The organism is Cyanobium sp. T1B-Tous (genome assembly GCF_024345475.1).
In the GTDB taxonomy this organism is placed as follows: domain Bacteria; phylum Cyanobacteriota; class Cyanobacteriia; order PCC-6307; family Cyanobiaceae; genus Cyanobium_A.
Map to the genome: position 1 here is coordinate 1 of NZ_JAGQBE010000072.1, position 10477 is coordinate 10477.

The 10477-nt window shown below is 64.4% G+C and carries 10 protein-coding genes; 1 reads left to right on the forward strand and 9 read right to left on the reverse strand.

Features of this window, described 5'->3' with window-relative positions; translation table 11 throughout:
* A partial coding sequence (locus tag KBY71_RS12915; RefSeq protein ID WP_254929302.1) for a tetratricopeptide repeat protein occupies positions 1 to 1518 on the forward strand: 1518 nt, incomplete at its 5' end.
* Positions 1519 to 1875: 357 nt separating this feature from the next.
* Here the strand turns inward: KBY71_RS12915 and KBY71_RS12920 are convergent.
* From KBY71_RS12920 to KBY71_RS12960, 9 genes are all read right to left on the reverse strand, one after another.
* The gene (locus tag KBY71_RS12920; protein ID WP_254929303.1) at positions 1876 to 3627 is read right to left on the reverse strand and encodes a diflavin flavoprotein; all 1752 of its coding nucleotides are present in this window, start codon (positions 3625 to 3627) and stop codon (positions 1876 to 1878) included.
* A gap of 110 nt (positions 3628 to 3737) precedes the next feature.
* Positions 3738 to 4151 carry an Hsp20/alpha crystallin family protein gene (locus tag KBY71_RS12925; RefSeq protein ID WP_254929304.1) on the reverse strand — a complete coding sequence of 138 codons (414 nt, stop codon included), beginning with the start codon at positions 4149 to 4151 and terminating at the stop codon, positions 3738 to 3740.
* 81 nt (positions 4152 to 4232) lie between these two features.
* Positions 4233 to 4697, reverse strand: coding sequence for a hypothetical protein (locus KBY71_RS12930; RefSeq protein WP_254929305.1), 465 nt, complete (start codon positions 4695 to 4697; stop codon positions 4233 to 4235).
* 31 nt (positions 4698 to 4728) lie between these two features.
* Entirely contained in the window at positions 4729 to 5235 is a 507-nt protein-coding gene (locus KBY71_RS12935) for an MEKHLA domain-containing protein (protein ID WP_254929306.1), read from the reverse strand.
* Positions 5225 to 6130, reverse strand: a complete 906-nt coding sequence (locus KBY71_RS12940; protein WP_254929307.1) for an SWIM zinc finger family protein — start codon at positions 6128 to 6130, stop codon at positions 5225 to 5227. The genes KBY71_RS12935 and KBY71_RS12940 overlap by 11 nt, the downstream gene beginning before the upstream one ends.
* A complete protein-coding gene (locus KBY71_RS12945; protein WP_254929308.1) occupies positions 6127 to 6450 on the reverse strand; it encodes a nucleotidyltransferase family protein in 324 nt (107 codons plus the stop codon). Before KBY71_RS12945 ends, KBY71_RS12940 begins: the two co-directional genes overlap by 4 nt.
* Positions 6447 to 6872, reverse strand: coding sequence for a nucleotidyltransferase substrate binding protein (locus KBY71_RS12950; RefSeq protein WP_254929309.1), 426 nt, complete (start codon positions 6870 to 6872; stop codon positions 6447 to 6449). Before KBY71_RS12950 ends, KBY71_RS12945 begins: the two co-directional genes overlap by 4 nt.
* Positions 6873 to 6876: 4 nt before the next feature.
* Positions 6877 to 9996, reverse strand: coding sequence for a DEAD/DEAH box helicase (locus KBY71_RS12955; RefSeq protein WP_254929310.1), 3120 nt, complete (start codon positions 9994 to 9996; stop codon positions 6877 to 6879).
* 38 nt (positions 9997 to 10034) lie between these two features.
* Positions 10035 to 10445: a hypothetical protein gene (locus KBY71_RS12960; protein ID WP_254929311.1), complete on the reverse strand. Its 411-nt coding sequence runs from the start codon at positions 10443 to 10445 to the stop codon at positions 10035 to 10037.
* Positions 10446 to 10477 lie beyond the last annotated feature (32 nt).

The following is a 10477-nucleotide window of genomic DNA, read 5'->3' on the forward strand; positions in this document are numbered from 1 at the left end:
GAGCAGAAGCGCTTAGACGCAGATCGCCTCGCGAAAGCGCAGGCTGAGCGGCTTCAGGCTGAAAAGCTGGCCCAACAGCTCACCCTTGCAGCGGAGCAGAAACGCCAGGAAGCCGAGCGCCTTCCAGTGCTTGAGGCGAAGCGGCTTCAGGCTGAAAAGCTGGCCCAACAGCTCACCCTCGCAGCGGAGCAGAAACGCCAGGAAGCCGAGCGTTTGGTCCAGGCTCAGGCTGACGAAGTTGGGCAGGCTCAGAAGCTGGCGGCGCAACTGGATCAAGCAGCCGAACAGAAGCGCCTCAATGCAGAGCGGCTGGCCAAATCAGAGTCTGATCGCCAGCTGGGAGAGAAGCAGGCCCAACAGCTTGCCAGAGATGCTCAAGTAGCCCAGCAGAAGCGCCAAGAATCACAGCGATTGCAGACCCAGCCCACAAACCAGAAGTTCACCGCAGCTCTCGCTACAAGTTTTGTTGAGCGTTCTGGCTTGCTGATGCGACCGATTCAGTTGGCCACCGCCAAACTTGAACGCCTTATTGAACTTCCAGCAGGCATCGAACAGGGCTTGCCCACACCCAGGCAAGATCTGCAAGCCTTACCGGTTAACCGAAACTTTATGGTCGATGTTGAAAGATTGACGCAAACGCAGAAAGATATCCGCCGATTTGATACGTTGATAGCCCTCAATCCCAACAGCCCTTCCGCCCATTACCAACGGGCCAACTTTCACTACAGCGTCTCTGATTTCACTAGTGCACTGCGCGATTACAGCCGCAGCCTGGAACTAAACCCATCACAAATGGCTGCCTTGGTCAATCGCGGTGCCATCCGCCGAAAGACAGGCGATCTCACCGGTGCTATTCACGACTACGACCAAGCGATTCAATTGGCACCTGGAGATTCTGTTGCCCATCGCAACCGCGGCATTGCTCGAGAACTCATCGGTGATCTTGAGGGTGCCATCGCCGATTGGCAGAGGGCGGCAACGCTCGGCGACGATGAAGCCCGTCAATGGATCGCATTGGCCAGCAGTTCCCAAGCCTTGGATTCCCCTGTGCAGGCATTAATTCAAATGCACGAGCGCAACCAACCGCAAAAACCAGCTGCACAATCACCTCCTTTCCCAGCTGCTATCAATGCTCGACTGCAGAATCTCACGGTGGCCTTGATGTCCAAACCCAGAGACATGCAACTTCTCTATCAACGCGGCACCGAGCTGCTCAAAGGCGGAGCTCTGGAGCAGGCCATTGCCGATTTCTCCGCGATCCTGCAAGCTGCGCCGAACTCCATCAAGGCAATCTTCAATCGAGCCGTTGCCCGACGCCAAGCCGGCGACCTGGATGGATCCCTTGCTGACTACAGTCGCGTCATCGAGCTGGCACCCCAGGATCACGAGGCTTATCGCAACCGGGGCATTGTGAAGCAGATGCTTGGATCCCAAACAGCCGCTTGCGCCGACTGGGGTACCGCCTCCGCGCTAGGGAACAGCGAAGCCAAAACCTGGGTTCGCAACGAATGCAAATGAACATTGCGATCAGATAGTCCAATGGGCTCTTGACGCTGGGGCCACCCCGCTTCCAACTTTCTCAGTAAAGATGATGACCCCAATTCCTGGTAACCAGGGTTGGGTGGCTAGGGGGCGGCTTTAGGAGATGTTCAATGCGTCAGATAATGGCATTTGCGTCCAAAAGTCGCCCATAATATTCCACATGTAATTTCAAATCTTCTTTGAGTGGGCGTGGAAATCCCGTGCCTTAATTCCCACTGAGGATTCGGACTTTACCGCTTCTTTGAAGCGTTCTTAAACCTCTGCCTGCTACGGCGTATGGGTGAAATCCAGATGGGGAGAGCAATCTTGATGATTGCCTCCCTGAACTGCCAATCAGTAGTGGTTCCCGACTTTGCGGTGGTGCACGGCGGTGCTGGCTTGGGTGTCGGCCACGTTGCCCTGCTCCACCTCGGCGTAGATGATCCAGTGGTCGGGGCCTTCGAGGCGTTGCACCACGCGGCAGCCCAGGTAGGCCAGGGCATCACCGAGCACCGGGCCGCCCGTGGCGGCGCCCTCGAGGGTGCTTACCCCGGCGAAGCGGTCGGCGCCGGGCGGGAAGCGCTTGAGGAAATGGCGCAGCAACTCTTGGTGGTTGTCCTCCCGCAGGATGTTGAGCACGAAGCGATCGTCTACCTGCAGCAGCGCTTCGATGGCCCGGTCTTTGGCTACCGCCACCGTGAGGCCGGGGGGCTCGAAACTTGCCTGGCTCACCCAGCTGGCCACCATCGCTGAGCTGCGCGTACCCTCCGGTGTCTCCTGCCGCGCCGTCACCACATACAACCCCCCAGATAGGCGACCCAGAGCCTTGTCCAGATCGGCATCGAGAGACTTCATCGCGGCGATTGTCTTCTCCTTGGTGAGCAGCTGACCTAGGTCGGTGCCGGCTTCTTCGCAGCGTTGGTAATCGTTGCCGCCTGGAACCTGGTGCACGCGCAAGGGTTCAAAGGCGGTTTTTTGGCCGAGGCTGCGCAGCTGGCTGGCCACGGCGTCGATCGGTTCGTCGTCGCCACCGAAGGCGTCGTAGCTGCCGACCCACTGCTTCGGCTTGAGGGCCGCTAACAAGGTGCCGATCGAAGCTTGCAGCTCAGCATCGGGCCGGGCAGGCCAGGTGGGCACGACCACGGCGCTGGCTTCACCGATCAGGGCACTGAGCTCCTGGGCGTCGGTGGCGCGCAGATCCACCAGCTGTACAGCGGCGCCGGCCTTGCCGATGCCGCGGGCAATCGCCTGGCTGAGCCGGTCACAGAAGCCGTATTGGCTTAGATAGCAAACGGCTGCATAGTTTTCGCCCGTGCTGCGCTCACTGCTCCAGGTTCGGTAGTCATCCAGCCACAGGCCGAGATGGTGGCGCAGCAGGGGCCCATGGCCCACAGCCACTGTGCTGATCTCGGGCAGGCCATCCATGCGCTTCAACGCCTGCAGCACGCTGCGGGCGTTGGGGCCCATCAGGCAGTCGTAATAGAAGCGAAAATCGGGGGCTATGGCGCCCGGATCGGTGTCGAACAGCTCCCTGGAGCAGTAGTGCAGGCCGAAGGCATCGCAGGTGTAGAGGATGCCGGTGCCGTGGTCGAAGGAAAAGATCGTGTCGGGCCAGTGCAGGTTTGGAGCGCTGAGAAACTCGAAGCGGTGGGCCACGCCACTGGTGGGGTTGGTGCCCAGATCGAGCTCTTCGCCGCTTTTTACCGCCCGGCTTTTGAAGGGCCGGTGCACCTGATTCTCAAGAAACTGGATCGCCACCTTTGAGCCCACGATCTCGATCTCGGGGTTGAAGTCGAGCAGGTGGCCTATCAGTCCCGAGTGGTCGGGCTCGGTGTGGCTCACGATCAGGTGATCGATTGCTTTGGGGTCGATCAGCTCCTGCAGCAGCGGCAGCCAGCTGCCTTCAAATTTGAGGTGGCTGGTATCGATCAGGGCGGTGCGCTCGCCCCGCACCAGGAAGCTGTTGTAGGTGGTGCCGTTGCGCAGGCCAAACTCAATATCAAAGCGGCTGCGGTCCCAGTCGAGCGAGCGGATCGTGGTGGTGTCCGGGCCGATCGGCTCGCATTGCAGGCTGAGCCGGACTGCGGTTGCGACGGCACCAACCATGGATCGATCCGCGATTTTCCTAACTGTAGGAAGCCCGCCGACAAAAAAGGCCCGGCGGGTGGGCCGGGCCTGGGAGGTTTCTCTTCTCTCTCGTGTCCGCTCGTCCCTGATCAGCCCTCCACCTGCACCTGCACGGTGGTGAGGTTCTGGGCCTTAGGTGCCGTCACAGTGAGCAGGCCGTCGCGGTAGTGGGCTTGCAGGCTTTCGCGGTTGATGCCGCCGGGGAAGCGGAAGCTGCGGCTCCAGGTGCCGTAGCGGAATTCGCTGATCAAGGAGGTCTGTTTGGCGACCGGGGAAGAGGCATCGGGGCTTGGCTGGCGGCGCTCGGCGTTGATCACCAGGCTGCGGTCGGTGGCCTTGACGTCGATCGAGGTCTTATCGACACCGGGAAGCTCCAGGGCGATTACATAGGTGTCGTCGGTTTCGTGCACCTCGGCGGCCGGCACTCGCTCGGCGGCGGGACGCTCGGCAGCGCGCAGTTGTTGCTCGAGTAACTCGAAGGGATGTTGGTGCAGGGTGAGCATCGGATGTTCTCCGGGACACAGCCAATGTGCTGCGGCCAGCCGGGCGACGGCAGGGGGCAACCGCCCGATTTGGTTCGGCCCTTACGGCCCCGTTCGGTTGGCACCACTGGCAGGTAGGGGCAACCGGCAGCGCTGCTTTAAGGCGGCGATCACCCGGCCGATGGCGTCGGGATGGCCCTGCACGCTGAAGGCTTCCCGCTCCAGTTGCCGGTTGCCGTGGTGGTAGCGGGTGGTGAGGATGCCGCTGATCTCCTGCTCCACCACCGGGTTGAGCCGCACGCTCCAGCCCAAGGGCTGCAGCACGCCGGTGGGACAGCTCTGGGCTGCGTGAATGGCCTCATGCAGGAACACCTGTCGGCCGATGCCCAGCTCGAAGGCCACCGGCGCGATCCAGAGGGTGCGCGTTTTGGCTTGGAACAGGCCGTAGGCGCCGCGTACTGGCGGCGGGGCCAGCCGCACCTGAAAGCCTCGCTGCTGCAGGGTGCTAACCAGGGGGCGCAGCTCGGCGGGCAGCTGGGGCGGCGGTGCTGGGATGGCGGCGATCACAACAGGTTTGCCTTCACAACAGTTGGGTGCATCACAACAGCCACCAGCGGCTGAAGCGGGCGGCTTGGCCGCAGGGCTGACCGCTGCCGTCGCGCAGGGTCCAGAGGCGGGCGGCTTCGATGGCAAAGCGGCGGCCGCGGCTGTCGATGCGGATGCCCCGGTAGCCCGCGATCGCTTCTTGGGCTTGGGCTACCAGCAACGCCTGGCGGCGGCTGGCCCGCTCGGCTGGCTCGGCGGTGAGCCGCGACGGCATGCCCACCAGCTCGGCCCAGGGGCGCTGCCACAGGCGCAGGGCCGCCCGGTTGGCATAGATCAGCCTTGGCCCTGGATCGCTGCTGGGATCGGCGCCGTCATGGGCCAGCAGCACCAGTTCGGCTGCAAACAGCTCCTGGGCCACCAGCAGGGGCGAGGCGTCGGCGGCTAGGCCGGCGATCAGGGGGGTGCCGAAGGCGCGCTGGTAATTGCTGAGCAGGCACAGGGCCAGACTTTGGGCCGCCGGCGTTAGCCAGGGGGGCGGGCTTAGGGGATCAGCCGTCATCACCGTTGGCCGGGCCCATGGCCTTGGCCATGGCTAGGGCAGCCAGCTGCTGGCCGTGGGCCTTGAGGTGCTCCAGGAAGTGGAGATTGGCCTCGGGGAAGCGGGGTTCTTCTGCCAGGGGCAGGGGACCGGCGGCATCGAGGCCGGTGTCGCCCTCCAGGGCTGGTGTGATCACGACCAGATCCGAATCGAGGGCTGCGCCATAGCGCCACCAGCGGTTTGGGTCCTTGATGGCTGGATGCACCGGCTGCAGAGCCACTGCAGCGACCGGCTGGGAGCCCTGTTTGGCTGCAGCCTGCCTGGCCTGTTTTGCCAGCGCCTTGCGCCGCCGCTTGGCCAGGTCGGCCAGCAGCTGGGCCCGGGTGCGGCCGCGCAGCTGGAACAACACGAAGGGGTCTTCGCTGAAGCGATCGCCCATCAGGTAGTAAACGGCGCTGACGTGCTTGCAGGGGTTGGCCTTATCGGGGCAGCTGCACTCGCTGCGCACCTCCTGCAACTTGAACGGAAACAGGCGCTTGCCGCTGGCCGCGAAGGCGCGCTCTATGTCCTGGGGCATGACGCCGGCCAGCAGCTGGGCCGACCAGCGCGCCTTCTGGGTGAGGGCGTCGAGCACGTAGTTCCAGTCGTCGTCGTGGAGCACGTCGAGCCAGAGCTTCACCTTGTAAGGCTCTTCGTCGGTGCCCTGCACTCGGGCATGCACTCGCCGCCCCTCAAAGCGGATCGAGGTGACATTGCCGCTGCGGGCATACTCCCAGGCGCGCTCCAGGCGCTTTTTGAAGCGGTAGGAGTTGATCAGCTCCATCCACTGCTCCACCCACCAGGGCTGCTGGGCCAGGCCCTGGTCGCCGAGCTGGGTGTTGATGGCGCTGGCGTAGGTAGTGGGGGTGAGGGTCATGGGAAGGTGATGCCTACGCGTTCGATGTGTTCGCGCAGGGGGGCGTAGCGGAGCGATTCCCAGTGCGTCACATCAAAGAGATAGGGGGTGGGCAGTTGGTCGAGGGCTTCGTGCAGAGCAGCGCTGCAATCATCGTTGGCGCTGTAGGCCAGATCGATGTCGGAGCCACTCCAGTGGCGGCCCATCGCCCGAGAGCCATAGAGCTTCAGCCAGTGGATCTGGGGGAAGCGCTTCAGGCAGCAGCGGATCTCGGCCACGGTGCGATCGGGGATGCCGTGGTTGATATCGGCAGGGGCTGAGCTGGTGGTTGGCGCACTCATGGGGCCTCCTGCCGTTTGGTTGCCAGTAGGTCGTGCAGTTGCTGTAGGCCACTGAGGTAGCGCTCCTGGATCTGATCTACGGCTTTGCGGGCTCTGGTGTCGTCATAGGTGTGGGCCATCAGGTTGCGCTCCTCCAGCATGTCGATCCAGAGCTGACCGTTGTTGAGCAGGCCGGTGGCAAAGGCCTGTTTGAGCACTTCGCGTGGCAGCTTGGCATCGACACCGTTGTAAATGAGAAAATCCTTGAGGGTTTTCCAGCTCAGCTCAAAGGTGAATTCATAGGCCTTGATCACCGCCATGCGGATTAGCTCGTTGTCAGGATCCTGCTGGTGGATTTCTAAGGCCCAGCGCAGGCGCTGGTAGGCGCGCTGGAGGTTGTCGAAGCGCTGTTTCCAGCGAACATCAGAACCCTGGGCATCCATGGCGTTAATCCTCTTCGCTCAGGGCCACTAGATCTTTGAGCTGGCCCACATCAAAGCCGCCGAGCCAGTCTTCACCGGAGCCGACGATCTCAGCGGCCAGCTTTGATTTTTCCTTGATCATGCGGTCGATCTTTTCTTCCACCGAGCCGCTGGTGATGAACTTGTGCACCAGCACCCGATTTTGCTGGCCGATCCGATAGGCCCGGTCGGTGGCCTGGTTTTCCACGGCCGGGTTCCACCAGCGGTCGATGTGGAAGACGTGGCTGGCTCGGGTGAGGTTGAGGCCCACACCGCCAGCTTTGAGCGACAGCAAAAATAGCTGGGGGCCGCGGGGGTCGTCCTGGAAGCGATCGACCATCGCCTGGCGTTCGGTTTTGCTGGTGCTGCCGTAGAGGAACGGCACCTCCTGGCGCCATTTGCGCTCCAGGTGGGCCTTGAGCAGTAGCCCCCACTCGGCGAACTGGGTGAACAGCAACGCCCGGTCGCCCGCCTCGATCACCTCCTCGAGGATCTCTTCGAGCCGCTGCAACTTGGCGCTGCGGCTGCTGAAGCTGCCGTTGCCGCTGGCCAGGGCGGTCTCGGCGTTTTCCTTTAGGGCCAGAGCCGGGTGGTTGCAGATCTGCTTGAGCTTGGTGAGCAGGGCCAGCACCTGGCCGTGCTTCTGGCCCAGCGGTGCCCGGGCGATGGCATCGAGGCTCTCGTCGACTGTCTTGTTGTAGAGCTTCTTCTGCTCTGGAGCCAGGCCCACCCATTCGTTGAGCTCCACCTTCTCCGGCAGGTCGGAAATGATCGACTTGTCGGTTTTGAGGCGCCGCAGGATGAAGGGCCCCACCCGGCTTTTGAGATCCCGCAGCGACGACATGTCGCCGTAGCGCTCGATCGGCAGCCGGTAGCGCTGGCGGAAGAAGGGCTCATCGCCCAGCACCTTGGGGTTGAGGAAATCCATCAGCGCCCACAGCTCGCTGACGCGGTTTTCCACCGGCGTGCCGGTGAGGGCAATCCGGAAGCGGCTGCCACCTTTGCCGCCGCGGCTGGGGCGGGCCAGGTCCCGGGCCGCTTGGCTTTGTTTGGCGGTGTGGTTTTTGATCGCCTGGGCTTCGTCGATCACCACCCCCTGCCAGTCGATGCTTTCGAGCAGCTCGCTGTCGCGCTGCAGCAGGCCGTAGCTGGTGAGCACCAGATCCACGCCCTTAAGGGCTTTTTTGAGAGCCTCGGGGCTGGAGGGCCGGCGCGGGCCGTAGTGCTCCCGCACGCCCAGCTCGGGGGTGAAGCCGTGGGCTTCGCGCTTCCAGTTGGTGAGCACCGAGGTGGGCGCCACCAGCAGCACCGGTCGTTTGAGTTCGTCTTCGGCCTTGAGGTGCTGCAGGAAGGCCAGCAGCTGGATCGTTTTGCCCAGGCCCATGTCGTCGGCTAGGCAGGCGCCTTGGTCGAAGCGGTGCAGGAAGGCCAGCCAGCCCAGGCCCCGCTCCTGATAGGGCCGCAGTTGGCCGGAGAAGCCAGGTGGGGCGGGCAGGGGGTCGGGGGCCTTCTGCTGGTGGTATTGCTCCAGCACGGCCTGCAGCCGGGGGCCGGCATCGAAGTGGTGCACCGGTAGCCGGTGGAAGGTGTCGCCTTCGCTGGCGGTGAGCCGTAGGGCGTCGTCGAGGCTCAGGCCCGGATCGGCGCCGCTGAATTTCTTGGCGTTCTTGAGATCGAGGGGCCGCAGCTCGATCCAGGCCCCCTTGTGCTGCACCAGGGGGCTCCGTTTGGTCTCCAGGCGATCCAGGTCCCGCAGGGTCAGGGTGACGCCGCCGATCATGAATTCCCATTCCCAGGTGAGCGTTTCGCCCAAGGTGAAGCCGCGCGATTTCTCAGGCAGCTCGGCCTTGATCGACAGGCCCAACCGGCTGGCCAGGCCCCCTGCGAGGCTGGCCGGCAGCACCACGCCCACGCCCACATCGCGCAGCTGGTGGGAGCCGGTGCGCACCAGTACAAACGCCTCGGCTGGCGTGAGCTGCATCGTTTCCGGGGTGGCCGAATCCAGCCCCCGCACGATCGGTTCAAACACCGTCAGGGCCCGGCCCATGCCCTCAAGCAGCAGCTCGCTCGGTTGGGGCACGGCCACTTCGCCCATCTGTAGGCCCCGATCGCCGGCGGCCCAGACGGCGGCGGCGGGCACCCGCAGGCTCGGGTCGGCTTCCGCTTGCAGCCCGAAGCGCAGCTCCCACAGCTCCTCGCCCTCGGCGGGGGTGAATAGCTCCAGGCAGGTGCGGGCTGGCTCCACCTTGCCCGCCACCCCTTCACGCCAGTGGTGGGTGGCGATGCTGAGCCGCTCTAGCTCCTCCTCGCCCAGGCTGAGGCTGCCATCGCCCTTGCCCAGGGCCTTCTGCCAGGCCGCCAGCAAGGGATCGAGCCCCTCGGTGCTGGCATTGAAGCCCACCCGCAGCTGGCCATCGAGCAGGGCTTCCAGCAGGCTGGCCACCCGCAGACGCCCGCTGCCGGGACGGCGGCAGGCGAGGGAGGGGTCGCCGCTGGGGCCGGCGGCCAGGGCGCAGGTGGCCACCTGGGGCAGGCCGCTGGCCAGGTCTTCGAGGCGGCGGCGGTCGTCTTCGCGGTTGAGCAGGGGCAGCCAGCGGGCCTTGCCCTCGGCGATCTGGGGCAGCCAGCGGCCGCGGGCGATCAGGCTCAGGGCCCAGCGCTGCAGGTGACTCCACCAGCGCAGCTCATCGGCCATCTCCGGGTGCTCACCCGCCAGGGGTACCTGGCTGAGCCATTCGCCCGCATTGGCAGCATCGAGGGCCCAACCCTCCACCTGCCAGGGCCACCATTCGAGCTGTTTGGGAATCGGTTCGCCGGCCTGCAGGGGCAGGCCGCTCCAGCTGCTGGCACTGGTGCGGCGGCCCTTGGCCGCCTGGTTGCGGCTGGGCAGGCTCAGGGTGGCCCGGGCTGGGCGCAGGGCCTCTGACCACAGCCCGTTGTCATCGAGCCAGGTGGCCAGGTCGTCTTCGTTGAGGGCCAGGGGGTGCTCAGGGGCCTCCAGCTTTGGCACGGCAGGGGTCGCCACCCGCCAGGTGTCGGCCCACAGGAATAGGCGGCCGCCCGAACCCTCGGGGGGAAACAGCCAGGTGGCGTGCAGCAGGCTCATCCCAGAATATTCAGGGCCGGCGGATCAGCACCGGTGGATCAGGGCATGGGCGTCGGCCCGGGGGCAGACAGAACGCGTTGCGATAGCAGGCGTGATCCGTGCCGCAACAGATGCAGCAGCAGAGCGGCGCCGACCAGCGGCAACCAGGCACGAACCATCCCCATCATCACAGTTGGCGCAACCTTGACCATCGCCGCTGTCAGAGATAGCTGAGATGGCCAGCTGGCGAAAGACGGCAAGCCCAGGCTGTGGATGCCGCAGACGGCTCCGACCAGGCCCGCCTGGAGGTGGCTGTCATCAGGGTCTACCCGCTGTAGATGGAACGCCAGCAGGCCATAGAAAAAGCCGCAGCCGCCAGCCCGGAGGCTTGATTCGATGCCCAAGGGCAACCCCAGGGCAAGGGCTGCCAGTCCGGCGCCAAGGGCCCAGGCAATTGAGCGCAGGCGCAGCTGGTGGCGAGATGGCGAGGAGGCGACCTGAC

Coding starts and splice junctions, on each gene's coding strand:
- KBY71_RS12920 (WP_254929303.1), bottom strand. CDS start 3,627: ATGGTTGGTGCCGTCGCAACCGCAGTCCGGCTCAGCCTGCAATGCGAG.
- KBY71_RS12925 (WP_254929304.1), bottom strand. CDS start 4,151: ATGCTCACCCTGCACCAACATCCCTTCGAGTTACTCGAGCAACAACTG.
- KBY71_RS12935 (WP_254929306.1), bottom strand. CDS start 5,235: ATGACGGCTGATCCCCTAAGCCCGCCCCCCTGGCTAACGCCGGCGGCC.
- KBY71_RS12940 (WP_254929307.1), bottom strand. CDS start 6,130: ATGACCCTCACCCCCACTACCTACGCCAGCGCCATCAACACCCAGCTC.
- KBY71_RS12945 (WP_254929308.1), bottom strand. CDS start 6,450: ATGAGTGCGCCAACCACCAGCTCAGCCCCTGCCGATATCAACCACGGC.
- KBY71_RS12950 (WP_254929309.1), bottom strand. CDS start 6,872: ATGGATGCCCAGGGTTCTGATGTTCGCTGGAAACAGCGCTTCGACAAC.
- KBY71_RS12955 (WP_254929310.1), bottom strand. CDS start 9,996: ATGAGCCTGCTGCACGCCACCTGGCTGTTTCCCCCCGAGGGTTCGGGC.